The organism is Acinetobacter sp. Root1280 (assembly GCF_001425285.1).
GTDB classification, from domain to species: Bacteria; Pseudomonadota; Gammaproteobacteria; order Pseudomonadales; family Moraxellaceae; genus Acinetobacter; species Acinetobacter guillouiae.
Window position 1 is genome coordinate 19394 of record NZ_LMED01000003.1, and the last position, 26825, is coordinate 46218.

25 protein-coding genes are annotated in these 26825 nt (G+C 39.7%); 16 read left to right on the plus strand and 9 right to left on the minus strand.

All coding sequences use genetic code 11. From position 1 onward, the window contains the following. Positions 1–13: 13 nt before the first annotated feature. Positions 14–475, minus strand: a complete 462-nt coding sequence (locus tag ASC84_RS04425) for a DMT family transporter (protein ID WP_004725603.1) — start codon at positions 473–475, stop codon at positions 14–16. Between the two features lie 118 nt (positions 476–593). Between ASC84_RS04425 and hemW the strand changes: the two genes are divergently transcribed. Both hemW and ASC84_RS04435 read left to right on the plus strand, forming a co-directional pair. Continuing rightward, positions 594–1748: a radical SAM family heme chaperone HemW gene (gene hemW, locus ASC84_RS04430; protein ID WP_056512145.1), complete on the plus strand. Its 1155-nt coding sequence runs from the start codon at positions 594–596 to the stop codon at positions 1746–1748. Positions 1749–1824: 76 nt separating this feature from the next. Then, positions 1825–2310, plus strand: coding sequence for a hypothetical protein (locus ASC84_RS04435; RefSeq protein WP_056512148.1), 486 nt, complete (start codon positions 1825–1827; stop codon positions 2308–2310). A gap of 212 nt (positions 2311–2522) precedes the next feature. Here the strand turns inward: ASC84_RS04435 and ASC84_RS04440 are convergent, their stop codons facing one another. Further along, positions 2523–4346 (minus strand): acyl-CoA dehydrogenase C-terminal domain-containing protein, encoded by a 1824-nt coding sequence (locus ASC84_RS04440; RefSeq protein ID WP_004725609.1) that lies wholly within the window; start codon positions 4344–4346, stop codon positions 2523–2525. A 233-nt stretch (positions 4347–4579) separates the two neighbouring features. Here ASC84_RS04440 and ASC84_RS04445 point away from each other — a divergent pair, with 233 nt between their 5' ends. Continuing rightward, the gene (locus tag ASC84_RS04445) at positions 4580–6976 is read left to right on the plus strand and encodes a hypothetical protein (protein ID WP_056512149.1); all 2397 of its coding nucleotides are present in this window, start codon (positions 4580–4582) and stop codon (positions 6974–6976) included. 78 nt (positions 6977–7054) lie between these two features. Here the strand turns inward: ASC84_RS04445 and aroE are convergent, their stop codons facing one another. Beyond that, on the minus strand, positions 7055–7843 hold the full coding sequence (gene aroE / locus ASC84_RS04450) for a shikimate dehydrogenase (RefSeq protein WP_056512150.1): 789 nt from the start codon (positions 7841–7843) through the stop codon (positions 7055–7057). A 195-nt stretch (positions 7844–8038) separates the two neighbouring features. Between aroE and ASC84_RS22875 the strand changes: the two genes are divergently transcribed. Then, positions 8039–8233: a hypothetical protein gene (locus tag ASC84_RS22875; protein WP_056512151.1), complete on the plus strand. Its 195-nt coding sequence runs from the start codon at positions 8039–8041 to the stop codon at positions 8231–8233. 286 nt (positions 8234–8519) lie between these two features. Here the strand turns inward: ASC84_RS22875 and hemF are convergent, their stop codons facing one another. Continuing rightward, a complete protein-coding gene (gene hemF / locus ASC84_RS04460; protein ID WP_056512152.1) occupies positions 8520–9461 on the minus strand; it encodes an oxygen-dependent coproporphyrinogen oxidase in 942 nt (313 codons plus the stop codon). Between the two features lie 274 nt (positions 9462–9735). On the opposite strand from hemF, the gene hemN reads away from it, so the two are divergent. Continuing rightward, on the plus strand, positions 9736–11100 hold the full coding sequence (hemN, locus tag ASC84_RS04465; RefSeq protein WP_056512374.1) for an oxygen-independent coproporphyrinogen III oxidase: 1365 nt from the start codon (positions 9736–9738) through the stop codon (positions 11098–11100). Between the two features lie 156 nt (positions 11101–11256). Here hemN and ribA read toward each other — a convergent pair whose 3' ends face one another. After that, positions 11257–11859, minus strand: a complete 603-nt coding sequence (ribA, locus tag ASC84_RS04470) for a GTP cyclohydrolase II (RefSeq protein ID WP_016539373.1) — start codon at positions 11857–11859, stop codon at positions 11257–11259. A 315-nt stretch (positions 11860–12174) separates the two neighbouring features. On the opposite strand from ribA, the gene dxs reads away from it, so the two are divergent. The 9 genes from dxs to ASC84_RS04510 all read left to right on the plus strand — a co-directional run bounded on the left by dxs (position 12175) and on the right by ASC84_RS04510 (position 21275). Then, positions 12175–14079: a 1-deoxy-D-xylulose-5-phosphate synthase gene (gene dxs / locus ASC84_RS04475; protein WP_056512157.1), complete on the plus strand. Its 1905-nt coding sequence runs from the start codon at positions 12175–12177 to the stop codon at positions 14077–14079. Between the two features lie 130 nt (positions 14080–14209). Further along, entirely contained in the window at positions 14210–15040 is an 831-nt protein-coding gene (locus tag ASC84_RS04480) for an inositol monophosphatase family protein (protein ID WP_004725624.1), read from the plus strand. Positions 15041–15202: 162 nt separating this feature from the next. Beyond that, complete coding sequence (locus ASC84_RS22605; RefSeq protein WP_016539374.1) at positions 15203–15361, plus strand: hypothetical protein; 159 nt, start codon at positions 15203–15205, stop codon at positions 15359–15361. Positions 15362–15697: 336 nt separating this feature from the next. Beyond that, positions 15698–17635, plus strand: a complete 1938-nt coding sequence (locus tag ASC84_RS04485) for a DEAD/DEAH box helicase (RefSeq protein WP_056512159.1) — start codon at positions 15698–15700, stop codon at positions 17633–17635. A 411-nt stretch (positions 17636–18046) separates the two neighbouring features. Continuing rightward, the gene (locus ASC84_RS04490; protein WP_004725631.1) at positions 18047–18865 is read left to right on the plus strand and encodes an ABC transporter ATP-binding protein; all 819 of its coding nucleotides are present in this window, start codon (positions 18047–18049) and stop codon (positions 18863–18865) included. Continuing rightward, complete coding sequence (gene mlaE, locus ASC84_RS04495; RefSeq protein ID WP_004725633.1) at positions 18862–19641, plus strand: lipid asymmetry maintenance ABC transporter permease subunit MlaE; 780 nt, start codon at positions 18862–18864, stop codon at positions 19639–19641. The genes ASC84_RS04490 and mlaE overlap by 4 nt, the downstream gene beginning before the upstream one ends. Beyond that, the gene (locus ASC84_RS04500) at positions 19641–20318 is read left to right on the plus strand and encodes an outer membrane lipid asymmetry maintenance protein MlaD (protein WP_004725635.1); all 678 of its coding nucleotides are present in this window, start codon (positions 19641–19643) and stop codon (positions 20316–20318) included. The genes mlaE and ASC84_RS04500 overlap by 1 nt, the downstream gene beginning before the upstream one ends. A 21-nt stretch (positions 20319–20339) precedes the next feature. Next, positions 20340–20960, plus strand: coding sequence for a phospholipid-binding protein MlaC (locus ASC84_RS04505; RefSeq protein ID WP_004725637.1), 621 nt, complete (start codon positions 20340–20342; stop codon positions 20958–20960). Positions 20961–20987: 27 nt separating this feature from the next. Beyond that, entirely contained in the window at positions 20988–21275 is a 288-nt protein-coding gene (locus tag ASC84_RS04510) for an anti-sigma factor antagonist (RefSeq protein ID WP_004725639.1), read from the plus strand. A 115-nt stretch (positions 21276–21390) separates the two neighbouring features. Here the strand turns inward: ASC84_RS04510 and ASC84_RS04515 are convergent, their stop codons facing one another. Then, positions 21391–22404 (minus strand): magnesium and cobalt transport protein CorA, encoded by a 1014-nt coding sequence (locus tag ASC84_RS04515; RefSeq protein ID WP_004725641.1) that lies wholly within the window; start codon positions 22402–22404, stop codon positions 21391–21393. Positions 22405–22562: 158 nt separating this feature from the next. On the opposite strand from ASC84_RS04515, the gene ASC84_RS04520 reads away from it, so the two are divergent. Together ASC84_RS04520 and ASC84_RS04525 are read left to right on the plus strand one after the other, a co-directional pair. Then, on the plus strand, positions 22563–23180 hold the full coding sequence (locus ASC84_RS04520) for a TIGR00730 family Rossman fold protein (protein ID WP_056512161.1): 618 nt from the start codon (positions 22563–22565) through the stop codon (positions 23178–23180). Between the two features lie 77 nt (positions 23181–23257). Beyond that, positions 23258–23656 carry an NUDIX domain-containing protein gene (locus ASC84_RS04525; RefSeq protein ID WP_056512162.1) on the plus strand — a complete coding sequence of 133 codons (399 nt, stop codon included), beginning with the start codon at positions 23258–23260 and terminating at the stop codon, positions 23654–23656. A 52-nt stretch (positions 23657–23708) separates the two neighbouring features. On the opposite strand, the gene ASC84_RS04530 is transcribed toward ASC84_RS04525, so the two are convergent. Genes ASC84_RS04530 through recG form a run of 3 tightly spaced genes read right to left on the minus strand, consistent with a single transcriptional unit; the run spans position 23709 to position 26824 of the window. Beyond that, positions 23709–24338, minus strand: coding sequence for a ComF family protein (locus tag ASC84_RS04530; RefSeq protein ID WP_056512164.1), 630 nt, complete (start codon positions 24336–24338; stop codon positions 23709–23711). Positions 24339–24374: 36 nt separating this feature from the next. Next, entirely contained in the window at positions 24375–24761 is a 387-nt protein-coding gene (locus tag ASC84_RS04535; RefSeq protein ID WP_056512165.1) for a hypothetical protein, read from the minus strand. A 17-nt stretch (positions 24762–24778) separates the two neighbouring features. Continuing rightward, positions 24779–26824, minus strand: coding sequence for an ATP-dependent DNA helicase RecG (gene recG / locus ASC84_RS04540; protein WP_056512168.1), 2046 nt, complete (start codon positions 26822–26824; stop codon positions 24779–24781). Position 26825 lies beyond the last annotated feature (1 nt).

Sequence of the window (26825 nt, forward strand, 5' to 3'; positions counted from 1 at the left end):
GAAAATAGATTGGTTAGCGTTGTAGAGTGAGAAGCACACCTATAAAAATCACCACGCCACCTAAAAGACGTTGCCAGTTTACTGGCGTTTTATCTGTACCCAGTAGTCCAAATTGGTCAACGATCATCGACATTGCAATTTGTCCAAAAATGATTAAGCCTGACAGGGTTAAAAAACCCAGTTTCGGTGCAGTATAAATGCTCATACTGATTGCATAAACACCTAAGCAGCCACCTAGCCAAAGATACCAAGGTATCACCGCTAAACTTGAAAGCGTTGGCCTCTGTTCAGCTTGCACAATCACCAAAATAGCGAGCAATAGTGTACCAACTAAAAAGGACAAAAGGGCAGCTTGTAATGGAGAATGCAGATATTCGCGCAGTTGAGTGTTGATGGCGGTTTGAAAGGTCATGGCAATGCCAATACCCATGGTGAGTGGTAAAAGGAACAATAATTGACTCGATAATTTCAGCATTCTTCTTCATCTACTTTTATTGTTAATGTTCAGTCTAAAGCAAATTGATGACTTGTTCTAATCGGATGGTAGAAGTCATGTTAAAATAATCACTCTCTAAACTTGTTCTGAGCCTTCTTTGACTGATTTAACACCTCAAAATATACCTTTGTCGCTTTATATCCATATGCCGTGGTGTGTCCGTAAGTGTCCGTATTGTGACTTTAACTCACATGCTGTACCCGATGGAAAGCTGTCTTTAGATTTAGAGCAAGAATATTTATTGGCACTGGTTGAAGATTTTAAAACCCAAGTAGATTTTGCTCAGGGACGTAAAATTCATAGTGTGTTTATTGGTGGTGGAACACCGTCATTGATTTCCGCACAAGGTTATCAGTGGCTTTTTACCCAGTTAAAAGCTTTAGTCCCGTTTGAGCAGGATTGTGAAATTACTTTGGAAGCCAATCCAGGGACGGTTGAACATGATCCTTTTGCAGATTATTTAGATGTTGGAATTAATCGTTTATCGCTTGGGGTACAAAGTTTTAATCCTGATCATTTAACAAAGCTGGGGCGTATCCATTCCAATGATGATGCTGTTTCTGCCATTCAACATGCCAAACAAGCGGGTTTTCAACGGGTTAACGTAGATTTGATGCATGGTTTGCCAGAACAGACTTTAGAACAAGCCTTATATGACTTAAGACTTGCCGTCGAAAATGGGGCAACCCATATTTCATGGTATCAATTGACCATTGAACCGAATACGGTTTTTTTCCGCACTCAGCCTATTTTACCTGTAGATGATGTTCTGGAAACCATTCAAGAACAGGGTGAACAATATTTAAAGGCCAATGGCTTTATCAATTATGAAGTGTCTGCATGGCGGAAAGAAAAACCATCATCACATAATTTAAATTATTGGCAATTTGGCGATTATTTAGCGATTGGGGCAGGGGCACATGGCAAAATTACCCAAGCTGATGGCGTATACCGTTTTCAAAAAACCCGTTTGCCTAAAGACTACTTAGCCAAAGTGCCTGCTGAACATTTGCAATTGAAACGTATTGAAAAACAAGACATGCCTTTTGAATTTATGATGAATGCTTTACGTTTAAATGAGGGTGTTCATGCCCAAATATATCTTGAACGTACAGGATTGAATTTGTCTGATTTAGATCAGGTGATTGGTTCATTAAAACAGCGTAAATTGATGTTAAATGATGACACACAGTTGGCATGTACAGCGCAAGGTCATGTATTTTTAAATTCTGTGCTGGAAGAGTTTCTATAAATCTACAGCACAACAATTTAGCTTTTGTTATGATCTGACTTAAAACAATAATCTATTAAAAGTTAAGGTCATCACAATGAATAAGTTTCTAATCAGTATGTTATTTGCTGTGGCAAGCCTACCACTGGCATATGCAAAGAACGTTGTCCCTCAATTTAGCGACTATCCTGTGAAAGCTGTGTATACAGGCAAGACCGCGAAACTTGATCTTTCAGACCCAAGCGCCAATATGTTTCGCACTCGACTAAGAGATGCATTAACACAAAAACCAGATTTTGCCGGTGAATATGTCACCACCATGTGGGGCTGTGGCGGGGGATGTAGAGTCTATTCTTTTGTCAATAAACGTACGGGTCAGCTTTTAGCGGATGGCTTTGGTGGTGAGGAACGGACTGAAGATGTGATTGCAACACGTTCAAACAGCCGTCTCTTAGTCACACAAGAAGAGCATATGGATCAAAACTATGCAGTGGATCAAGTGACTACACGTTTTTATGTGCTCGAAAAAAATCGATTTAAGTTGATTAAAACCATTACTCAACCTGCATCTAAAACTCAATAGTAGGGGATGACAGAGTTTTTTTGTTGGCTTTTAAACAGATCAATTTTTAAAAGCATTAAAGCGAGTGCTTAAGGGCATTTTTAAGCTCAGGCTTTCAAGGATAGGCTTCTGCTACAAGTGAATGAATATCACTATAGTGCAGCTTGCACTGTTATATCTTAAAAACAAAAGAGCGCCGTAGCGCTCTTTTGTTTTTTCAGAAATTTTAAATTTTAGTAATCAAAACTAAAGTGTTCTGCATCAAGTGCCATCATGGTACGAGATGGATTCACCATAGACTCAGCATGACCTTGTGAACGTGGTAATAATTGTTCAAAGTAGAAATCTGCAAGTTTGATTTTTGCTTTATAGAACTCAGGAACCTCAGCACCGTTACCAGACGCTAATTTTTCAGAAGCGACTGCTGCTTGTTGTGCCCAGTAGTAAGCCATCATTGCATAACCAGAGAACATCAAGAAATCGACAGAAGCAGACGATACGATTTCACGGTCTTTACGTGCTGCAAGCATGATACGAACAGTCAAAGCATTCCATTGCGCACAGATCTTGGTTAAATCCCAGGCAAAACGACGCATATATTTGTTGCGTGCATGTTGACCACAGAATTTCAAGATTTCAGCGGTATATTCACGAACCACTTTGCCTTTAGATGAAAGCAGCACTTTACGGCCAATTAAATCCAGTGCTTGAATACCTGTTGTACCTTCGTACAAAGTCGCGATACGCGCATCACGTGCAATTTGTTCCATGCCATGCTCTTTGATATAGCCATGACCGCCAAACACTTGCATACCCAAATTCGCAGATTCAAGCCCCATTTCTGTTAAGAAACCTTTGAGAATCGGGGTATAGAAACCAAGCTTATCATCATATTCTTCAAATTTTGCTTGATCACCTTGTAACATTGCATCGGTCATTTTATCTGCAAGCTGAGCTGCGTGATAAATCATGGCACGACCGCCTTCTGCAAATGCTTTTTGAGTCAAAAGCATACGACGTACATCGGCATGGTGAATGATTGCATCAGCCACTTTATCTGGATCTTTTTTACCAGATAGAGCACGCATAGACATACGGTCTTTGGCGTATGGTAACGCACCTTGGAATGATAATTCCGCGTGAGCAAGGCCTTGTACAGCAGTACCAATACGCGCTGTGTTCATGAACGTGAACATTGCATGTAAGCCTTTATTCACTTCACCAATCAAATAACCTGTTGCGCCATCAAAGTTCAATACTGCAGTTGCAGATGCACGAATACCCATTTTGTGTTCAATAGAACCACAAGTCACAGGATTACGTTCACCCACTGTACCTTCAGCTGTAGGGATGAATTTAGGCACAATAAATAATGAAATACCTTTGGTACCTGCTGGTGCATCTGGAAGACGCGCAAGAACGATATGGATAATGTTTTCAGTTAAATCATGTTCACCGGCAGAGATGAAGATTTTTGTCCCTGTAATTGCATAAGTACCATCAGCATTAGGTTCAGCTTTAGTTTTTACTTGACCTAAGTCTGTACCACATTGTGGTTCAGTCAAACACATTGTTCCTGACCATGTACCTGCAGTCAGGTGTGGCATATAGGTATTTTTTTGTTCGTCTGTACCAAATTGCAAAATGGTATTCATACAACCCATGCTCAAACCTGGGTACATGGTGAATGACCAGTTTGCAGTCCCCATCATTTCAGATTTGATCAGGTTTAATGACATCGGCAAACCTTGGCCACCAAACTCTTCAGGATAAGACAGACCTTGCCAGCCACCTTGAATAAATTGGTTATAGGCTTCTTTAAAACCTTTTGGTGTCGTGACTTCACCATCTTTAAAATGACAACCTTCTTCGTCGCCAGATTGATTCAGTGGAGAAAGTACATTTTCACAAAAATCTGCAGCACCTTCTAAAATCATATCGACAGTATCAGCATCGGCATTTTCGCCAATTGATAGTGTTTTATAATGTGCAGAATAGTCAAAAACTTCATTCATTAAAAAACGTATGTCACGGAGCGGCGCTTTATATGCTGGCATGTGTTTAATCCTAATTTAAAAATAGTTTTGGATTTTCAATCTATAGCTTCATTATTCATAATCATATGGGAATTACATTGATAAGACTCTCTAAAAAAATTGTCAGAAATGCGAATTTGGTAGAAAAAGCACATGTGAATTTGTTGATTTTTTGATAGTCTTATACACTTTGTTTTTTATTGTTTCCTTGTTATTTTTATTGTCATTATAATATTCAAGTGGGTAGAACTATCATGCATTTAAAAAAATTAACATTGTGTCTATTGGGTTTGAGTTTATCGGCATGTTCTACACATGTGATTAAAAGCAATGCTTTAAATGCAGATCAAGATGCTCCGCAACGCGCAATTCAAGGTTTGAATGCCTTGTATGAATATCCGAATTTTGATTATCGTGGACAAGTCAAGGTTCGGCTCGATAGTGCTCAGAAAGCCAACGCAGCTGATACAAAGCAATTAGATCCTACAATTGAAAAAAAGGTCAATCAGTATCTAAGAGATCAAAAAATCAAATTAACTGATGCACAGAAAAAAGAACTTTATCAAGCAATTGCTAAGCAAGATTCTAAGTATTCAAATCGCTTTGTTGGTATTGGGGCAGATGTTGTACAAAATATCGTGAATGATTTACAGATTCGTTATGATGGAACTGTGAATTATCGTCAGAAAATGGCATCGTTTAACTTAGAAACGCAGTATAAAAAACCTAACCTTTCTGTGGAAATGCGTGTTCCTACAGTATTGGATCTCAATAATTATAAATTCTATACTCATATTTTTTCTTTAATGCCTTATTTGGCCAATTCACAAGATCAGAATAAATATGCCTATTATGATTTTTCTAAATACAAAGATGATATTGCCAAGGTGAATGGAAAAGCCTTGGTTGAGTTCCTTAAACAATCAGGCGCAACTTCTTATTTGATTGCTTCCCCGAATCAAATTGAAAATCTTGCGGTGAGTTCAGCTGAGAAGCAAGCGGGTGTGATTGAAAAAATCCGCTTAACTACCAGCATTGAAGAAATGTTTTTGCAAGGGCAATTGTATTCTACAGTGAATCGTCAATATTTCATGAATTCAGTGCTTGGATTGAGTCCTACAAATATTGCAAAACTCTTAGATACTGCTGGAGAAAGCCAATCAAGCGATGCTGCTAACGAGGCGGCACAAGCTGCAATGAAAGCAGTAGAAGAAGCTTCAGCGGGAATCAGTACTGATGATGCGGGTGTGGCTGATGCCGCTAGTGCCATGTATCAACTTTATAGTGCCGTCAATCGTCAATCTCATGAAGCGTCTGAAGAAGAGGTGGATGCTGTTTATGCAGATGCACAAGACGCGGCTAAAAAAGCAGTTGAAGATGATGAAGACTATGCCACTAGCCAAACTTCTGATGTTGCCGATCAGGAAGATGATAACGTTGAAGCTGAGTCTGAAGACGCATCAGCAGAGCGTCAGAAAATTTTAACTGAACAACAATGTGAAGACTTAACAAAAGCAAAAGCTAATCCACGTTTTGGTGATGTGGAATATTGTCAGTATCATTATGAAGTTGATGTTTTAAGTGCTGAACCAAAGGATGATGGATCTTCAGCCAGTAAAGCTTTACAGCAGCAAAGTAATGCAGCGCTTGTCAAAACCTTTACAGGCTATGCCAAAGACCAGTTGGTTGATGCTCAACAATTTAAACAATTGTGGAATCAACATCATACTGAAGTTGAAGCCAGTTTGCCGCCTAAAAACAAGCGTAATCCTTTAATCGTCGATCTGACTTTAGATAACAAAGGTCGGGCGGTAAAAGCAGATTATGATTTGGGTGTGGATTTTGATAAATTAAATCGTAAACTGAATGTTAAGATGGATATGCAATTCCTTAATTATGGAAATGCCAGCAAGATCGATCAGAGTGTTTTACAGCAAGCCAAACCATTTAAAGATATCTTTAAAGGCAGCATTATGGAGCAAGCTGTAGGCGGTATTGCGGGTGTTTCAGGTAGTCATTCAGAGCAAAAATATTTAACTTTAGATGAGCGTTTGGCGCAGTTGGCTGAACAAGTATTTGCACAAACGGGTTCGTATGAAAAAACCTATAAAGCCGTATTTATTGCCAAACTGACTGCAGAAAAACCTGAGCTAATCAAACAATATTCTGCTCAAGATTTACAAGAAATTGCGACAGTCTACGCTTATTCTTATTCTGATGAAGAGATTTACAATCCGAAAGGTCAGGCTTTAAAACAGATCCAAGCTTTACAGAAAAAGCATCATTTGGAAGATGACCACCAATATGATGATGGGCTTGGAAATGCTGTTGATGAGATCGTGGCTAAAGTCTGGAAAGATAAACAAAGTGTTTTAGAAATTCAGAATTTAGTCAAAAAATACAAAACCACTGAAGCCGTTTTTGCGCAATATTATATGCAGAAGTTTGAAGCGGAAAATGAGATTGAAAAAGGGCAACGTGCTGACTTTATCAAAACAGCGAAGATTTTAGCCAAGTCTTATACTGCGTTTAAACGCAATAAATTTAACGATCAAGTTGTTGCTGGCTTAGATCAAGACGCGACTGAATTTATTGATTATGATTTATTTAAGCAAACCTATCAGATCTTGAGTGATGCCAAGTTAAAGTAATTGATCTTGGTGTTGTTAAAAAGAACCTCAATTGAGGTTCTTTTTTATGGATTTTTTGAAACAAAGATATATCTATGATTAAAGAAAATCTTTTAAATTCGGACGGACCCCATTCCAAATATAAAATGCTTCTATGGCTTGCCCAACCAACATCCCGAAGCCTTCTGAGCTTGGAATCTGGCGCGCTTTGGCTTGATCGATAAAGCTTGAAGGTTTGCCATAGGCCATTTCATAAGCATGGTGAAAGGTTAAGGTTTCAGGAAGAATCAGTGCATCACCCGTTAAGCTTGCCGAAGTCGCATTGATAACAAGATCAAATTGTCCATCTAATTCATCTAGGCTACAAGCGAAAAGTTCTGCTTCAGGAACAGCGCTTTGTAAATCGGCCACCAATTGTTCCGCACGTGAACGGGTACGGTTGGCAATCACAATCTTTTTAGCTCCCGCTTTTACCAGAGGGTAAACCACACCGCGAGTTGCACCGCCTGCACCAATAATCAAAATATCTGCGTTGTCTAAAGTCCAGTCTAGCGCTTTAATCGCATCGACTAAACCTTGCCCATCTGTATTGTCACCATGCAATACCCCGTTTTCCATCCAAAGCGTATTGACCGCCTTGGCGATTTTTGCACGTTCTGTCAGTTGTTGGCATAAGGCAAAAGCTTGTTCTTTAAATGGCACAGTAACATTCATACCTACACCATTGTGAGCAAAGAATTCAGTTACACTTGCGGTAAAGCCATCGAGTGGAGCAAGACGTTTTACATAGTTGAGATCAATACCAGTCTTTTCTGCAAAGGCATGGTGTAGTTCAGGTGAACGAGAGTGTTCAATCGGATTTCCAATGACTGCGAAAAGTTTACTCATGCCAAATGTCCAAGTATTGATTGTGTTGATTTTTAGAGAATGGCAACAATATACGTGAAAATGGGTGAGACAACCAAATTATATGCGGTTTAGCTTATGCTAAAATTTGAATAAATTGATGATTTAGAACGTTTTTTAATCGCGCTAAAGCTTGTTTTTAAGAGGAAGGTTTTGAGGGAAATGTTGTGCTTCAAAATGATGTTTTATGGATTGCAAACTGACTCTAAGAAATCAAGAAAAATCATAGCAAAAACAACGAGAAAACCAGCAGATAAAACAACACTAGAAGTAATTGAGATACTGTCAGAAAGAAGGTCTTTGGAAATGATGGTGGTTGAAATGGAGCATGCTAATAAAAATAAAATACTGAATGAAAGACTAACCTTGTGATTTTCTAATAAATTCCTCATACCTACCTCTGGTTTCTACTGCTATAATATTCTTTAAACGCTAAGACTTTTTTCAAAAAAATTAAGGAAATTTTAAGGTTGGTATCTTAGCTCAAGTTTGAGCATATATTAAATTAAAAAAGTATTCTTATCGTGAATTATTCTCATTTTAATTGTGAGTAAATCTTTCAAGCGTTATTTTCTCAGAAGTATTCAGCGGTTTAAGTGAAAAAGCTATCTTGAATGAAAGATAGCTTTTTAAACGATGAAGCATAAATGGCGGGAGATTATTTTAATATCGACAACCAGTCTTTAGGCTTTAAATAATGATCAGTGAGGCATTTTTCTGGGCTATTTTCATCCCATTCTGGGCGATAAGACCATGCTGCAAGCGGTGGCATACTGACCAGAATAGATTCAATTCGACCACCAGTTTGTAAGCCAAATAAAGTCCCGCGATCATAAACCAAATTATATTCAACATAGCGACCACGACGATACAGTTGGAAGTCTCGTTGAGCTTGTGTAAATGATTTATCCTGATTTCTTTGGAAAATAGGCAAAATAGCATTTAAATAACCATTAGCGACCGCTTGGATATATTCAAAGCATTTTTCAAAATCCCATTGATTTAAATCATCAAAAAACAAACCCCCAATGCCACGTTGTTCATCACGATGTTTTAAATAGAAATAATCATCACACCATTGTTTATGTTCCGCATAAATTTCTTCACCAAACGGTGCGCACAGATCAAATGCTGTTTGGTGCCAAGATAAAACGTCTTCATCATTTGGGTAAAAAGGCGTGAGGTCAAAACCACCACCAAACCACCAAATTGGTGCTTGTCCTTCAGGTTCTGCAACAAATAGCCGTACATTGGCGTGAGATGTTGGAACATTGGGATTTGTTGGATGAATGACCAAAGAAACACCCAAGGCTTGTGCTTTGGCTCCAGCAATTGCTGGATGTCGTTCTGTTGCTGAAGCTGGCAGTTTGGAAATGTTGATGTGAGAAAACATCACCCCGCCTTTTTCGATCACAGTACCATTCTGTAGAACACGTGAACGACCACCACCGCCTTCAGGGCGTTGCCAGTCATCAATTTCAAATGTTGCAGTGCTGTGGCCTAATTTTTCTTGTTGCTCTAGGGCAGAGCAGATTCGAGCTTGTAAATTTATTAGGAAATCACGAACACGTTGAATATCTGCAGAAGTCGGGTTTTGCATGATCATCCTCAAAGGAGAATTGAAAAATTTTCTACATCAAAACATAAAACGCTAAAAAAACAAAACCAAGTCATCATAAAGGCATGTTTTGAACTTGGCGTGAATGAATCGAATGAGACTAAAAAATCTTTGGGTATCGCGGATACACGCTAGGCAATCCCGAGCAATTCGCTAGGTTGAAATCTATCCTTAAGCTCAGCACAATGTATTGAGGATAAATTCAATTTTTGGGTTTATTGCATTCTGAATGTTAATTGCGTATCGAGCAGTGAATATGAGTTGTTCTTTGATTCAAAAATACAATGTTGCTGGACCCCGTTATACCAGTTATCCAACGGTTCCATATTGGGAGGAGGCATCATTTTCACTGCAACAATGGAAACAGACCTTAAAGCGCTCTTTTGATGAGTCTAATCACGTTGAAGGCATCAGTCTTTATATTCATTTACCATTTTGTGAAAGTCTATGTACATTTTGCGGATGCCATAAAAAAGTCACGAAACGGCATGATGTTGAACAACCCTATATTCAAGCCGTTTTAAAAGAATGGGACTTATATTGTCAGTTGTTAGCAGACAGACCCATCATTAAAGAAATCCATTTGGGTGGTGGAACACCAACATTTTTTTCAGTTAAGCATTTACAACAATTAATTCAGGGTATTTTAGCCAAAGCCAATATTGCGGCTGGTTATGAATTTAGTTTTGAAGGGCATCCTAATAATACCACGCGAGAACACTTACAAGCCTTGTATGAGCTCGGTTTTCGCCGTGTCAGCTATGGGGTGCAAGACTATAATGAGACTGTTCAGAAGGCCATTCATCGTGTCCAGCCCTTTGAAAATGTAGAAAGAGTGACGCAATGGGCACGTGACATTGGCTATACATCGATTTCCCATGATCTGGTTTTTGGTTTGCCATTTCAAAATTTAGCAGATGTGTTGCATACCATTGATTTGACTAATACGTTAATGCCAGATCGCTTGGCTTTTTATAGTTATGCGCATGTGCCTTGGATTAAGGGTAATGGACAGCGTGGGTTTAAAGATCATGATGTGCCCAAAGATGGAATGAAGCGAACCCTGTATGAAGAAGGGAAAAAGCAACTTTTAGCCCATGGTTATCATGAGATTGGGATGGATCATTTTGCTTTAGATCGAGATGAGATGTATCAAGCATTTCATGCAGGTACTTTGCATCGTAATTTTATGGGCTATACCTCATCAAAAACACAAGTCATGATCGGATTGGGCCTATCTTCAATCAGTGATAGTTGGTATAGCTTTGCACAGAATGAAAAAAATTTAGAAGCCTATTACAGCTGTCTTGAAAATGATGAAATTCCTGTGGTGAAAGGGCATGTGTTAAGTGTCGAAGATTTAAAGATTCGTCAGCATATTTTGAATTTGATGTGTACCTTTCAAACCTCTTGGTCAGATCAAACGATGGATTTTGCTGAGCGTGGTGATGTGATTCAACAGCTTGTTGAAATGCAGCATGATGGTTTATTGAACATTGAAGCGGATCGGATTGTGATCACGGAGCAAGGGAAGCCTTTTGTCCGTAATATTTGTATGGCGTTTGATTTGCATTTAAAGCGTAGAAAGCCTGAAACGCAAATTTTCTCGATGACGATTTGATATCAATTAATTAAGCTGATTTTGTATCAACTTGAGTCATACATGTTGGTTCTATCGAGGGGCGACAGGGATGTCGCCCCATTGTGTGTGGAACTAGGACTGAGCTCTCACTCAACAGAAGATTTTATCATTTCTATCTGAGCAAGACGTCTATGATTAAAAATCATCTTTCTCATACATATGTGACATACGATCATGTTTGGTTTTTAAATAATCTTCATTGAACTTATTTAAGCCGACTGTCAACGGTACACGGTCTAATACGTCAATACCTAAATCTGTTAAAGCTTTTAATTTTAATGGATTGTTGGTAATTAGCCTGACTTGTTTAACCTGTAAATGATCGAGCATGATGCTACACATATCATATTTACGTGCATCAGCAGGTAGGTTTAACAATAAATTTGCATCGACAGTATCATGCCCTTGATCTTGCAAAGCATAAGCACGGATTTTATTGGTCAAACCAATACCACGACCTTCTTGGCGCAAATATAAAATCACACCTTGGCCTGCATCATTCATCATTTTCATGGTGTTGTGCAATTGAGGGCCACAGTCACATTTTAATGAACCAAAGGCATCGCCAGTTAAACATTCTGAATGAATACGAACTAAAACGGGGTTTGTAGGCGCGATTTCTAAACCCTTAGAAAGAGCAACATGCTCTTCACCTGTTTGTGGATCTTGAAATACAGAAATTTTAAAATCACCATAAGCAGTGGGTAATTTTGAAGTGGCAACAAACTCTATTGACACAGAATCTTCCATCTATTTGTTTAGAAATTGGCTAAAGTATAGCGTAATGCTTGGACATTGGTAGGTTTGTAAAGCATGTTTTTATAGATAACATTGCTATAAAAATTTCTTTTTTGTATAAAGCACACGATAATAGTTGATATGTAGATAGATTATTCATGATAATTGACACCAAGAGCACACTTGCTGACTTGGAAGTTCCAATGACGCATCATTATAAATGTGGCTGATTGAATGTGATATCATTGGTTCTCACAATCATGCTAACCCGTTTACCTAGCTAGATTTGCCAGGCTTTAGAAGGCTTTGCCACATATGTTGTATACCGAAATACCTAGTCATCGTCCTGTTACGCCTTTGTTGAATGAAATTAATCATCCTCAACAATTACGTCAGTTTGAGCAAAGCCAATTGCCGCAGGTCGCAGACGAATTGCGTCAATTTATTTTGTATGCTGCTGGACAAAGTGGCGGGCATTTTGGTGCAAACCTTGGCGTTATAGAATTAACAGTCGCCTTACACTATTGTTTTGAAACTCCACGAGATCGTTTAGTTTGGGATGTGGGCCATCAAGCGTATCCACATAAAGTCCTTACAGGACGGCGTGAGCAATTGATGACCATCCGTTCTAAAGATGGATTGGCGGCTTTTCCAGCACGGGATGAATCTGAATTTGACACTTTTGGTGTAGGACATTCATCGACTGCAATTTCTGCTGGCTTGGGTATGGCTTTGGCACGTCGTTATCAAAAAGACCCTTGTGAAGTTGTTGCCATCGTTGGTGATGGTGCGATGACTGCTGGAATGGCATTTGAAGCCATGAATGATGCAGTGGCGCATAATGCTGATTTGATGGTGGTGCTCAATGACAATGATATGTCGATTTCATGTAGCACGGGTGGTTTTGCAAAGCATTTAGCTGCAATTTGGGAACAAGGGCAATTCATCAATATTGATGAAGAAGGGCAAGCTTTTGTACAGGATTGCCCTGAATGGAACTACAACTCTCGTTTACATCAATCTGCGACTGATGCTGCGGATAATCTATTTAAAGCCATTGGTTTTGATTATTTTGGCCCATTTGATGGCCATGATGTGGAGCAATTGGTACAAGTCTTTAATGCGCTGAAAAAGCGTAAAGGGCCACGCCTGATCCATGTTTATACCGTGAAAGGTAAGGGTTTTGCACCTGCTGAAGCGGATCAAATTAAATATCATGCGATTGGCAAAATTAATGCATCAGCAACTAAAAATGTAGCGCCAAAATATTCAGATGTATTTGGGCAATGGCTTTGTGATGAAGCTACACAAGACGACAGATTACTCGCAATTACGCCTGCCATGTGTGAAGGCTCAGGCATGGTACAGTTTGCTAAACAATTTCCAGAGCGTTACTTTGATGTTGCAATTGCAGAACAGCATGCCGTGACATTAGCTGCGGGTATGGCATGTGAAGGATTGAAGCCAGTTGTGGCGATTTATTCAACCTTCCTGCAACGCGGTTATGACCAATTGATTCATGATGTTGCTTTACAAAATCTTGATGTGACCTTTGGTATTGATCGTGCAGGTTTAGTCGGTGAAGATGGTCCTACGCATGCTGGTGCGTATGATTATGCTTATATGCGTACCGTACCCAATATGGTGATCATGGCGCCAAAAGACGAAAACGAATGTCGTCAAATGTTGCATACAGCATATCTATACAAAGGCCCAACTGCAGTACGTTATCCACGCGGTAATGGTTTAGGTGTAGAAATTCAACAACAGTTGATTGAGCTGGAAGTTGGTAAAGCTGAAGTATTGTTAGAACTCAATACTGAACACGAAGAAGGTATCACGATTTTGGCCTTTGGTAGTCGAGTTCAACCTGCGCTTGAATCAGCAAAACAACTGGCACCAAAGTTGGGTATTGCAATTCGTGTGATCAATATGCGTTTTGTGAAACCATTGGATGAACAGATTATTCGTGATTTGGCAGACAAAACTCACTTATTTGTAACTGTTGAAGAACATGCTGTAATGGCGGGTGCAGGTAGTGCGGTAAATGAGTTCTTGGCACAGGCGCAAATTGTGAAGCCAATTTTAAACCTAGGTTTACCTGATGAATTCCTCGCACAAGCAAGCCATTCTGAAATGCTCCAAGACTGTGGTTTAGATGTAAAAGGTATTCAAAACTCGATTGAACAGGCTTGGTTAAAGCTGGTACAACACGTTTAACCTCATGTAAAAGTTAAAGTTGTAAAATTTTAGCAACAAAATTTCCCAAAAAGCGCCGATATTTGCTAAAATGTCGGCGCTTTTATGCATTATTCTTTATCAGTATCTTCAAATTTGTAGTGGGTGTTCAATGGAACCTATGGTGGTGATGGCTGCGCGTGCGGCTCAGTTAGTTGGTCAAGAGCTTTTAAAAGCGCATCAAAATCGTCATAAACTCGATCTACAAGTCGAAGAAAAAGGTATTGATGGTCCAGTAACTCGTGTAGATCGTTATATCGAGCAGTTGACTATTGATACGCTTCGTAAAAGTTATAAAAATCACAGCTTCCTTGGTGAAGAGTTTGGGCTACAAGAAGGTAAAGGTCACGATGCTGATTGGTGTTGGGTGATTGATCCTCTTGATGGTACTTTAAACTTTATCAATGCTTTCCCACATTTCTGTGTATCTATTGCAGTTCAACATAAAGGTGTAACTCAACACGGTGTTATCTATGACCCTGTGAAAGATGAGCTATTCTCTGCAAGTCGTGGTCGTGGCGCAATGTTGAATCAACGTCGTATTCGTGTGAATGTTAAAGACAGTCTTGAAAATACCTTTATGGGTGTAGGTCATGCTTACCGCGCTAAACGTAATGGTGAGATTGTTTCTTATGCGAAAAACCATTTTGAATCATTATTAAATGTAACTGAAGCTGGCGCACAATATCGTCGTGCAGGTTCTGCTGCATTGGACTTGGCTTATGTTGCGGCTGGTCGTTTAGATGGTTATTTTGAACTCGGTTTAAAACCTTGGGATATCGCAGCAGGCGAACTTATGGTGAAAGAAGCGGGTGGTACAGTCGTTGATGCTCGTGGTGGTTCAGATTCTATGGAAAATGGTCAAGTGATTGCTTGTTCTATGAAAATGTTAAAACCATTGATGCAAGCTGTTGTTCCTGCTTGGGGTGAAGCTGCGAAGTAATTTATACTTGTGTAGATTGAGTTTTAAAAAGCCTTCATCTTTATGAGGGCTTTTTTATGGGTTGCGATTTAATGCGATACTATCAATAGTGAATGTCGTTGTTTAAACTTTCGTGATTGCAAGACCTAGCGAATAGTACTTATATAAAAATAATACAACTTATTGGGGGACGCTAAGAGTGCATATCATTGGCAATCCAATACGATTATTCTAGGCGAGTTTACCGTGGAGTGTTTAGCGGTAGCTGTAGCAGATATTTTTGAGGATGAAAGTTTAGCTGTAGATCAAGTTTTTTATTTAATTCCTGATGATAATGAATGACTTAATACAATACAGGAAAAAACAATAAAACTTCGTGACATTATTATAAATTCTGCTATACTCTGCGCACGCACTAAATTTCGTTCATTACCTGAACATTTCTCTTCTATATTGTGTATGCGCGTCCGGTCCAAAGAGAGGACAATATTTCGCGCCCCACCCAATCGCTTAAGCGATTCCTTCAGGTTGCGGCTGTTATCAAATGTGCGTTATACGCATCGTCGTTCTCGGATCGCCGCTGATTCTATATTTTCAGCGATTATTGCTGTGCCGCTTTTTGCCGATGTCCATCAGACCATATATTAATGGAGCACCCACATTAGGGTGAATATCTCTATGAGCAAAACTTTTGCTGAATTTTCATTAGACGAGTCGCTACAGAAAGCACTCGAGAGTCTTGGTTTTACTACGCCGACTCCTGTTCAAGAACTATCTATTCCAGCGGCTTTAGAAGGAAAAGACCTTCTAGTATCAAGCCAAACTGGTTCTGGTAAAACTGCTGCATTCTTACTCCCTACGTTAAACGCTTTAGCTGGTCAAGATACTTTTGTACCATTTAAAGATCGTATGAAAGCAGTAACTCAACCAAATATCTTGGTGATTTCACCTACTCGTGAACTTGCACAACAAGTATGTCAAGATGCGATTGCATTTGTACGCCACATGAAAGGTGTACGTGTTGCAGCAATCATGGGTGGTATGCCTTTTGGTAAGCAAATCCAACAATTAAAAGGTGCACAAGTTGTTGTTGCGACTCCAGGTCGTTTACTTGATCTTGTAAACCGTCGTCAAATTAAACTTGATTTAGTTGATGCTTTAATCGTCGATGAAGCTGACCGTATGCTTGACTTAGGTTTCTCTGAAGACCTAGAAGCAATCAGCGATTTAGCTTTAAATCGTAAACAAACATTAATGTTCTCTGCAACATTTGCACCACGTATCATTAATCTTGCTGAACGCATGATGAACGAACCTGAACGTATTGCAATTGAAACAGGTCATTCTACAAATACTGATATTACCCAAACTTTACATTGGACTGATGGCTTTGAGCATAAGAAAAAATTGCTTACGCATTGGTTAAATGAAGAAGACGTAGATCAAGCAGTTGTATTTGCTTCAACTCAAGAAGATACAGATATGCTTGCTGAAGAGCTTGCAGAAGCTGGTCTTTCAGTTGTTGCGCTTCATGGTGCTATGCCACAAACTGTACGTAACCGTCGTTTACGCAGTATTCGTGAAGGTCGTGCAAAAATTCTTGTTGCTACAGACGTAGCTGCTCGTGGTCTTGACGTACCAACAATCTCTCACGTAATTAACTTCGGTCTTCCAATGAAGAATGAAGATTATGTGCATCGTATTGGTCGTACAGGTCGTGCGGGTCGTACTGGTAAAGCAATCACTTTAGCAACTTACCGTGAACGCGGTAAGATCCGTGCTTTAGAAGATTATTTAGAAGCGCGTTTAAATGTTTCTGAAATCGAAGGTTTAGAGCCATCTCCACCTCCAGCTCGCGGTAGTCGTGATGGTGGCGGTCGTGGTCGTAGTAACGGTGGCGGTCGTCGTGATGGCGGTCGTGGCGGTTTCGGTGGTGGTCGTCGTTTTGAAGGTGAATCAAACTTCAAACGTCGTGAAGGCGGTGATGATCGTCCACGTCGTAGCTTCGATGACAAACCACGTGGTGATCGTCCATCTTATGGTGATGATCGTCCTAAGCGTGATTTTGGTGATCGTCCACCACGCCGTGAAGGTGGTTTCGGTGATCGTCCACAACGTTCATTCGGTGGTGAAGACCGTCCTAAGCGTGATTTTGGTGATCGTCCACCACGTCGTGAAGGTGGCTTCGGTGACCGTCCACAACGTTCATTCGGTGGCGAAGATCGTCCTAAGCGTGATTTCAACTCTGATCGTCCACGTCGTGAAGGCGGTTTTAACGATAAACCTCGTTTTAACTCGAATGATGACAACCGTGGTAACAGCGTAGATTACAAACCACGTCGTGAAGGCAGTTTTGCTGATCGTCCTAAGCGTGATTTTGGTGATCGTCCACCACGTCGTGAAGGTGGTTTCGGTGACCGTCCACAACGTTCTTTCGGTGATGATCGTCCTAAGCGTTCATTCGGTGGTGAAGACCGTCCGAAGCGTGAATTTAATTCAGATCGTCCTAAACGTGCGTTTGGCGGTGAAGATCGTCCTAAGCGTGAATTTGGTGGTGAAGACCGTCCAAAACGTGAATTCAATGCAGACCGTCCGCGTCGCAAATTCAACGATTAATTAGATATTTTTAATAAAAAACCAGCCTTCAGGCTGGTTTTTTATTGCAAGTTAAAAAGTATTTGGTAGAATAAAGTGTGACATAGTTCAATTTATTTAATAAAACAGTTAGACTTAACTTATGAAAAATTGAATCTAATAAAGTTGATGATTTCTTTGAGGTAATTATGTTATATATGTTCTCACTTTTATTGATCTCAAATGTTGGGTACTTTTTTTATAGCCTGCTTTTTAGATAATCTATTTGCTCATTAAATAAAATTTAAAAGTAAAAAACTAAAAAATAGCCCAAGTAACATTGTTTATAAAGATGAATATTCTTTATGATTTTTTATTATCTTTTAATTACAAAACATATAGATATTTAAGAGTATAGTATGTGGGCTGATAAATGCAGGAAAAAGTTCAGCTATGAATAAACACAGTCATTCCGAAGCTGAAGCTTTAATTGAAGTCAAAAATTTAAGTTTTAACCGAGGTGAACGCGTTATCTACGATAATGTGAGTTTGCAGATTCGTCGTGGGCAAATTACCGCAATCATGGGACCATCTGGAACGGGTAAAACAACCTTATTACGGCTCATTGGTGGTCAGCTTAGCCCAGATGCTGGTGAAGTACGACTTGATGGGAAAAACATTGCTTCGATGTCACGTAATGAGCTTTTTGCTGCACGTGCGCGTATGGGGATGTTATTTCAGAGTGGTGCGTTATTTACCGACATGACCGTCTATGAAAATGTTGCTTTTCCAATTCGCGCACATACAAAATTACCAGAAAATTTAATTGCTGAGTTGGTGGCACTAAAATTAGAGTCGGTTGGTTTGCGTGGTGCTGAAAAGTTAATGCCCGCAGAACTTTCTGGCGGGATGAATCGACGCGTGGCGCTTGCTCGTGCGATTGCGCTTGACCCAGACTTGATTATGTATGACGAACCCTTTGCTGGGCAAGATCCGATTGTGATGGGGGTTTTGACCCGATTAATTCGATCATTACGTGATGCTTTAGATCTAACAACAATTATTGTTTCACATGATGTTGATGAAACATTATCAATTGCTGACTATATTTATGTTGTGGCTGAAGGTAAGGTGCAAGGCGAGGGGACACCTGAGCAATTGCAACAACACGCTTCTCCATTTGTACAGCAATTTTTAACAGGTTCGGTTGAAGGTCCTGTTGATTATCAATTTAGTCATCAAGCCTATTTAAGTAATGAGGTTAGTTCATGAATGCTATTGCCTTATTGGGTAGACGCGTTCTAGAACGTGTTCAGGGCATTGGTGTTGCAATGCTCATGTTGTTGCGCATTTTATTCTCTTTGCCAACAATACTTGGTGTAAAACTTTTCATTTATCAGATGTATCGAGTAGGCGTACTGTCTTTATTGATCATTGCTGTATCTGGTCTGTTCATTGGTGCAGTACTCGGTTTGCAGATGTATAACATCTTGGTCACTTTTGGTAGTGAAGCCATGTTGGGCGCGGCTGTGGCTTTAACCTTGTTACGTGAACTTGCGCCTGTTGTGGCTGCCTTGCTTTTTGCTGGTCGTGCTGGCTCTGCTTTGACTGCTGAAATTGGCCTAATGAAGGCAACTGAACAATTATCCAGTATGGAAATGATCGGTGTTGATCCGTTAAAGCGTGTGATTTCTCCACGTTTATGGGCAGGTATTGTGAGTTTACCGATGCTGTCTGTGATCTTTGCTGCGATTGGTATTATGGGTGGCAAAATGGTCGGTGTTGATTTTCTTGGCGCAGACGAAGGCTCATACTGGAGTGGTATTCTGAGTAGCACCCAGTTTATGAAAGATGTGTTTAACGGGACCATCATTAAAAGTTTAGTATTCGCTTTAATTTGTACTTGGATTGCGGTGTATCAAGGTTATGCTTGTGAACCAACATCTGAAGGTATCGCAACATCTACGACACGTACTGTTGTGTATTCATCGTTATGTGTTTTAGGTTTTGATTTCGTGTTGACTGCGGTCATGTTCGGAGGTGTTTAATGAAATCACGTGCTAGTGAGCTGACCGTCGGTATTTTTGTCATCATTTTTGGTCTTGCTCTATTCTTTTTAGCCATGAAAGTGAGTGGCTTGGTCGGTACAAACTTAAAAGACAGTTATGAAATGACTGCAACATTCGACAATGTGAATGGTTTAAAACCGCGTGCCAAGGTGACCATGAGTGGTGTTAAAATTGGACAAGTTGATGCGATTACACTTGATCCTGTGACACGTCATGCAACGGTTAGATTCGATTTGGATGGTTCATTGACCACCTTCAATGCAGAACAGTTGAAAAAAGTAAAAGAAAATGCGCTAGGTGATTTACATTACAGTGCTGATTATCAGGCTGCGACACCTGAGAAACAAAAAGAAATGGAAACGCAACTGTTAGGTAACATGAAATCCATCACAAATATTGATGAAGATGCTTACATAATGGTCGCAACCAATGGTCTTTTAGGCGAAAAATATTTGAAAATCGTACCAGGCGGCGGCATTAACTACATTAAACGTGGTGAAAGCATTGAAAATACCCAAGGTACGATGGATCTAGAAGATTTGATTACCAAATTTATTACGGGTGGTGCAGGAAAATCATCAACTGGCGCATCGGAAGCTAAAGATGCATCTGCATCCACTGAAACAACTGATGCTCAAACTTCATTTGTTGAATAGGCATTAGAGGAGTTATTGAAAATGAACATGCTGTTAAAACAAACTTTTACTGCAACTATTTTGGCAACTATGGTGGCGACTGCGGCTCAAGCTGCTCCAGCAGAAGCACCACCAGCATTTGTTAAACGTGTTGCTGATGGCCTGATTTCGCGCTTAAAAGCAGATCAAGGTAAATTGCAAAACCCTGCTACTGTGAAAGCGATTGTTCGCCAAAACCTTGATCCTTATGTCGATGGTCAAGCGTTTACACGTATTGTGATGGGAACTTATGCAAATAGCAGTACCCCTGCTCAACGTGCGCAATTTGAACAAAACTTCCGTAATACTTTGATTGAGAATTATGGTAGCGCATTTGCGAAGTATTCAAATCAATCGTATTCAATGCGTCCGTATAAGGCAACCAACAGCAAGTTTCCTGTCGTTACTTTAGACTTCAATAATAATGGCGAAAAGATCCCTGTATCTTTCCAATTGTCTGATGCAGGTAGCCAATGGAAAGTACGTAATTTGAATGTGTCAGGTATCGATCTAGGTTTGCAATTCCGTAACCAATTTGCTGCGAACGTGCAACGTAATGGCGGCAATATTGATAAAGCAATTGCAACATTCAAGCCTGATGCAGACGCTGCTGTTAAGAAGTAAGCTCATAACATAGATAGGTGCAAGCGAGTGATTGAATTTAAAAATCAGGAATTATATGTTAGCGGTAAAATTGCTTACGAGAATGCTGAAAGCTATTATTTAAATGGTTTGAAAGTGATTCAAAATGAGAAAAATTTTCCAATAACTGTGAATCTATCACAGCTTGAACATGGCAGTACCCTTGCTTTATCTGTGTTTGTGCAGTGGTTACGTCAAACACCAAATCTTCAGGGACTCCAGTTTAAAGCAGTGCCTGAAAAGATGATGAAAATTATTCAAGCTTGCCATTTGCAAGATGACTTGAAATTAATTTAGCCTATGCAAGATTGATGTAAAAAAGCACCTAAAGGTGCTTTTTTATTAACTCATTTTTCTTTCTGCTTTGAGCAGTGGTAAATCTCAACTCAATCCAATAAGTGGAAGACGGTATTTAAATCCATTTCTTCCATCTAAAGTAAGCCAAAGGCCCCACGAAGAAAGCAATTAAGATGGTAATTACCACATAAAAGCTCCAGTGGCCATGGGCAAATGGCAGAATCTCAGTGTTCATCCCATAAATACTGGCAATCAACATCGGTGGCGCAAGCATACTGGGTAAGATAGAGAATCGACGAATGGTATCGTTCTGTTCAGTGTTAATAAATCCAGAAGTGGTATCAAGCAAGAATCGAACTTTTTGAAACAAGAACGCATCATGTTCTACAAGGGAGCGTACATCCTCACTCAACTCTCGAATATCTGCATCATAGATATGGCTCCCCAATGCGCGAGGACGAGACAAAAAGGTCAAGACACGACGTAAGTCAATCAGACAAAGTTGCGCTTTTCCAAGCATATCTTCCTTTTGTGCTAAACGAGTAATCATGTCATCTAAATCTAAAATCATTTCACGATGACGTACGTTGAGGACTTCTGTGGAATACAACTCTAAGTCTTTGTGGATATCTTCCAAGATATCCGCAAGCTCATCTAGTTTTGCTTCTAATAAGCCTAAAAGAATCCACGTCGGATCTTTATATTCAATTTCATAGTCATTACGACGTGCACGTGCGCGAAAGGCGCGAAAGGCAACCAGCTTTTCACCACGTAAGGTAAATAAGCGGTCTTTATGCAAAATGAATGCAACCGTTTGCACATTGGCAAGCATGTTTGAAGTATCTTCGGGATCGCCTTCAACTTGGTAATTTTTATTTTTTGTTAAAAAATAAGTACTGATATGTAGAATCCCATCATCATCACGGTAGAATCGTGCAGAGGATGAAATGTCTTCTAAAGATTTAAGAGTTGGTAAATTTTGCTGGTAAGCATCTAAAACCCATTCTTGTTCTTCTTGTGAAGGTGCAATGAGGTCAACCCATACCAATTCAGGATGTAGGTCGAATCCACCATTAATTGTTGCATCTTCTAAGCTACCGCGCTCAGTGGCGTAAAAGGCTTCAAGCATTATGTCTTTTCTCCCTTGCGCAGTGTGGTGTCGATTTGATGTGTGTATTTTAGACAAGGATTTTAGGAAAAACACTCATTACATTGCTGTTTTGTAAAAAAAATCTTGATTGGTCGTCTGCATTTTTAGCATGACAAAATTAAAGTTAGGTTAAATTTATGAATTCTATTGCTATTTTTTGTGGTTCATCATTAGGTACGGATCAAATTTTTGCTGATGTTGCAGAGCTGACTGGTGAAACAATCGCCAAGCAAGGGAAAACTTTGGTCTATGGTGGTGGCCGTTCAGGCTTAATGGGCATCGTTGCTGACAGCGCTTTGGCAGCAGGAGGCAAAGTGATTGGTGTGATCCCTCAGGGATTGGTCGATCGTGAATTGGCACATCCAGATTTGACCGAGTTGTATATTGTTAAAAATATGCATGAACGTAAAACAAAAATGTCTGAACTTTCCGATGGCTTTATTGCATTGCCTGGTGGTGCAGGAACCATTGAAGAAATTTTTGAGCAATGGACGTGGGCACAATTGGGAATTCATTTAAAACCTTGTGCATTTTTAAATGTTGAAGGTTTTTATGATGATTTATTGAAATTTATTCAACTGACGACAGACAAAGGTTTTTCTAAAGCGCGTTTTACAGATCAGTTGATTGATTCTGCTTCGATCGAAGATATTTTAACCCAGTTTAGTCACTATCAAGCACCAGAACCAAAATGGGGTGTAAAAGAACGTGAAGAATTGGTTAAATTGGATCAAGCAGATCGTACATTTGGTTAAAAACTAAAACACAATATATTGTTTTTAAATTTATTGCTGTCACAATATATTGTGTTTTTATTCTATTTTAAAACTTTATGAATGTAATTACTGTCGCGGCAGCTGTGATTTTGAATGATAAAAATCAATTGCTCTTGGTGAGAAAGCAAAATACACAATTTTTTATGCAGGTTGGTGGAAAGCTTGAACCCAATGAACCACCTGAGCAGACCATGTTGCGTGAGATTTTAGAAGAAATTAGTGTTCAAGCAGAGATTACTCAGTTTATTGGGCGTTTTGAAACAAAAGCAGCCAATGAAGCAGACTTTCAATTGGTGAGTTATCTCTATCAAGTTGACGTAGAGCAAACACCAAAAATTAATGCAGAAATTGCTGAAATGAAATGGATTGATTTGGATGATGCGCAAACGCTTTTAGCGCCATTGACCAAAGAGATCGTCATCCCATGGTGTAAAGCAAATTTAATTCATTCATAATTTTCTCTATCTTTGCTTCACAGTGTTTATATCGATGAGCGATGATGAAAATTTATTGAGCTGCGGCAATACAGACACTATAAATCTGCTGGCAGCCCAAGTTTTCTAAAGCAAGGGTTAAAGCATGTATTGAGCTGCCTGTGGTCACGACATCGTCAATAATCAGTACTTTTTTATATTTTCTTTTTTCTGTTTTGATCATTTTAAATTGATATTCAATATTTTCTAAGCGCTCAATTCTACTTAAACCTTTTTGTGAGTGTTGCGCCTCTCGAATCACGGGTTGCCATACAGGGATATTTAATTGTCTTGCCATGATTTTGGCGATAATCAGCATTTGATTGTAGCCTCGTTCTTTTAAACGAGCTGTAGAAATCGGCATAGGAACGATGGCTTGAATTCTAGGTAAAGTTAAATTCAATAAACTGTGTGCCAATAGCGTCTGATATTGCAGTTGCTGTTCATATTTGTAGACTTGGATGATGCGATCAATTGGGAAGTCGTAACGGTGAGCACAAACAATCTGGTGTTGATGCCGTTCTATATGCTGCTTATACCAAGGAAGTTCGTTCCAACACGTGTTACAAAGGGAATGCTGTTGTTGTCGGTCTATTCCACAAAGGAGGCAAGGGGAAAGGCTTTGTATGCTTTTATGGAGAAGTTGGTTGATAAATTGGAGCATAGAATTTCTTTTTCTTTTGATTTTATGAGAATTTGTTTATGGTACATAGATACCATTAATTTGAAACTCAAACTGATTTTGTTTTTTAAAAATATGAAGATCAAGAATTAAGTCACTACAACCTTCCTCAGCAGTAAATAGATCAATGATTGCTTTCCAGAATTCATCCTCCATGTATAGACATACTGATGTATTCCAAGTGTCTTTGGGTAAACTGATAAGATGGGCTCCATAGTCCACAATATATTCTACAAGCTCTGAAGCATATTCTTGGTCAATCAATTCAATATTCGGAATAGTATTCAAACGAGCAAAATCTTTATCTTTAAAAGAATCAACAATCAAAATAATTGTGTCTCTCCAAATTGTTGGAATTGGAGATTGAAACTCTGGATCATATGGAACAGGAACTTCGGGTATCATTTTTTCTTCCTTGTTATTTAGACATACGCATATCTCGGCGCTTCAGGTAACCAGCGTTTTAATAAAGCTTCAGCATTTTCTGGATCATCTTTTAGTACTTGACTGGCAACATAATGTGCTTGATTGAGTAAATGATCATCTCGTTCTAGCTTGGCGACACGGAAACCCAAATCTCCTGTTTGCTTGGTGCCCAGTAATTCACCTGGCCCTCGAATTTCTAAGTCTTTTTCTGCAATGATAAAACCGTCATTGGTTTCACGCATGATGCGTAAACGTTCTTGGCCATTTTGTGATAAAGGATGTTTATAGAGTAGGGCGCAGAAACTTGCGGTTGTACCACGACCGACACGACCACGTAACTGATGCAACTGAGACAGGCCTAAGCGTTCAGCATTTTCAATCACCATAATGGAAGCGTTTGGAACATCGACCCCGACTTCAATCACTGTCGTTGCAATCAGCAGTTGCAATTCATTGTCTTTGAATTGTTGCATGACCAGTTGCTTCTCATCGGCTTTCATTTTTCCATGGACTAAGCCAATATTAATTTGTGGAAAGCGATCTTTAATCTCTTGATAGGTGGCTTCTGCTGCTTGAGCATCGAGAGTTTCTGATTGTTCGACCAGTGTACAGACCCAATACGCCTGTTTACCCTCAGCACAGTTGGTGGTGATACGATTCAGCACTTCTTCGCGTCTATCAAGTGGAATCGTGACTGTTTGAATGGGAGTACGTCCAGGGGGCAATTCATCAATCACTGAGGTATCTAGGTCACCATAGGCAGACATTGCCAGTGTGCGAGGGATTGGTGTTGCTGTCATGACCAATTGGTGTGGAGTGGTGTTATCCACGCCTTTATTACGTAAAGCTAGACGTTGATCTACCCCGAAACGATGTTGTTCATCAATAATCACGAGACCAAGTTTGGAAAATTCAACATTGTCCTGAAATAAAGCATGGGTACCCACCACAAGATTGGCAGTTCCATCCTTAATGGTTTGTTCAGCCGCAGCGCGTGCCTTGCCTTTTTGTTTGCCTGAAAGCCATGATACATTTAAACCGAGTGGCTCGAACCATTTCTTAAAATTGATATAGTGCTGTTCAGCTAAAATCTCAGTCGGTGCCATCAGCGCCACTTGCCAGCCTTCTTCCAAAATATGACAAGCCGCAACACCTGCAACCAATGTTTTACCTGCACCTACATCGCCCTGAACCAGTCGCAACATGGGTTTGTTTTGTTTTAAATCTTTGGCAATTTCGTTTGATACACGTTTTTGTGCATTGGTCATTTCAAAAGGTAAGCTTGCCAATAAGGCTTTTGCAAATTTTTTACTGGTTGAAAATGCTGGCGCTGCAATTTGTTGAATATAAGCACGTCGGGTTAATAGGCTGATTTGATGCGCAACCAATTCTTCAAAAATTAAACGTTGTTGAGCAGGGTGAGAACCTTGTGAAAGTTGCAGCATATTGGCATTTACAGGAGGGTGATGGATATACTCCAATGCCTGTTTAAGCGCATAACCATTGGTGAATTTTTCAGGTAATAACTCAGGTAAAGCATCAGCATGCTGGTTTAAAGCTTGCTTAACGTATTCTCGTAATTTTGGTTGGGTTAAGCCTTCGGTGGCAGGGTAAATTGCTGTCAGTTGCGTTTTAGGGAGTGTTGTATGTTCAGTAATTAACTGGATCTCAGGATGGTAAAGTTCAAGGCCTCGAGCGCCAACACGGACTTCTCCAAAAATTCTTAAACGATTACCCGCTTTAGCACGATCTGTGAGTGCTTTATAGATATGATAAAAGCGTAAGGTAACCTTGCCAAAATCATCTTGCAATAAAATCGCCATCGATTTGCGTTTACCGGGTGGCATATCGATTGATCTGACCACGCCTTCCATGAGATAACTACGACCGACTTGTAATTGGTTCATGGGAATGATCGTGCTACGATCTTCATAATCACGTGGCAAATGAAACAGCAAATCATCTGTGGTGAAAATATTTAGTTTTTCAAGTAAAGCAGCGGCGGCATTGCCAACCCCTTGCAATTGATGGACGGCAGCCATG

Coding starts and splice junctions, on each gene's coding strand:
- ASC84_RS04425 (WP_004725603.1), bottom strand. CDS start 475: ATGCTGAAATTATCGAGTCAATTATTGTTCCTTTTACCACTCACCATG.
- ASC84_RS04435 (WP_056512148.1), top strand. CDS start 1,825: ATGAATAAGTTTCTAATCAGTATGTTATTTGCTGTGGCAAGCCTACCA.
- ASC84_RS04440 (WP_004725609.1), bottom strand. CDS start 4,346: ATGCCAGCATATAAAGCGCCGCTCCGTGACATACGTTTTTTAATGAAT.
- ASC84_RS04445 (WP_056512149.1), top strand. CDS start 4,580: ATGCATTTAAAAAAATTAACATTGTGTCTATTGGGTTTGAGTTTATCG.
- aroE (WP_056512150.1), bottom strand. CDS start 7,843: ATGAGTAAACTTTTCGCAGTCATTGGAAATCCGATTGAACACTCTCGT.
- ASC84_RS22875 (WP_056512151.1), top strand. CDS start 8,039: ATGATGTTTTATGGATTGCAAACTGACTCTAAGAAATCAAGAAAAATC.
- hemF (WP_056512152.1), bottom strand. CDS start 9,461: ATGCAAAACCCGACTTCTGCAGATATTCAACGTGTTCGTGATTTCCTA.
- hemN (WP_056512374.1), top strand. CDS start 9,736: ATGAGTTGTTCTTTGATTCAAAAATACAATGTTGCTGGACCCCGTTAT.
- dxs (WP_056512157.1), top strand. CDS start 12,175: ATGTTGTATACCGAAATACCTAGTCATCGTCCTGTTACGCCTTTGTTG.
- ASC84_RS04480 (WP_004725624.1), top strand. CDS start 14,210: ATGGAACCTATGGTGGTGATGGCTGCGCGTGCGGCTCAGTTAGTTGGT.
- ASC84_RS04485 (WP_056512159.1), top strand. CDS start 15,698: ATGAGCAAAACTTTTGCTGAATTTTCATTAGACGAGTCGCTACAGAAA.
- ASC84_RS04490 (WP_004725631.1), top strand. CDS start 18,047: ATGAATAAACACAGTCATTCCGAAGCTGAAGCTTTAATTGAAGTCAAA.
- mlaE (WP_004725633.1), top strand. CDS start 18,862: ATGAATGCTATTGCCTTATTGGGTAGACGCGTTCTAGAACGTGTTCAG.
- ASC84_RS04500 (WP_004725635.1), top strand. CDS start 19,641: ATGAAATCACGTGCTAGTGAGCTGACCGTCGGTATTTTTGTCATCATT.
- ASC84_RS04505 (WP_004725637.1), top strand. CDS start 20,340: ATGAACATGCTGTTAAAACAAACTTTTACTGCAACTATTTTGGCAACT.
- ASC84_RS04515 (WP_004725641.1), bottom strand. CDS start 22,404: ATGCTTGAAGCCTTTTACGCCACTGAGCGCGGTAGCTTAGAAGATGCA.
- ASC84_RS04520 (WP_056512161.1), top strand. CDS start 22,563: ATGAATTCTATTGCTATTTTTTGTGGTTCATCATTAGGTACGGATCAA.
- ASC84_RS04525 (WP_056512162.1), top strand. CDS start 23,258: ATGAATGTAATTACTGTCGCGGCAGCTGTGATTTTGAATGATAAAAAT.
- ASC84_RS04530 (WP_056512164.1), bottom strand. CDS start 24,338: ATGCTCCAATTTATCAACCAACTTCTCCATAAAAGCATACAAAGCCTT.
- ASC84_RS04535 (WP_056512165.1), bottom strand. CDS start 24,761: ATGATACCCGAAGTTCCTGTTCCATATGATCCAGAGTTTCAATCTCCA.
- recG (WP_056512168.1), bottom strand. CDS start 26,824: ATGGCTGCCGTCCATCAATTGCAAGGGGTTGGCAATGCCGCCGCTGCT.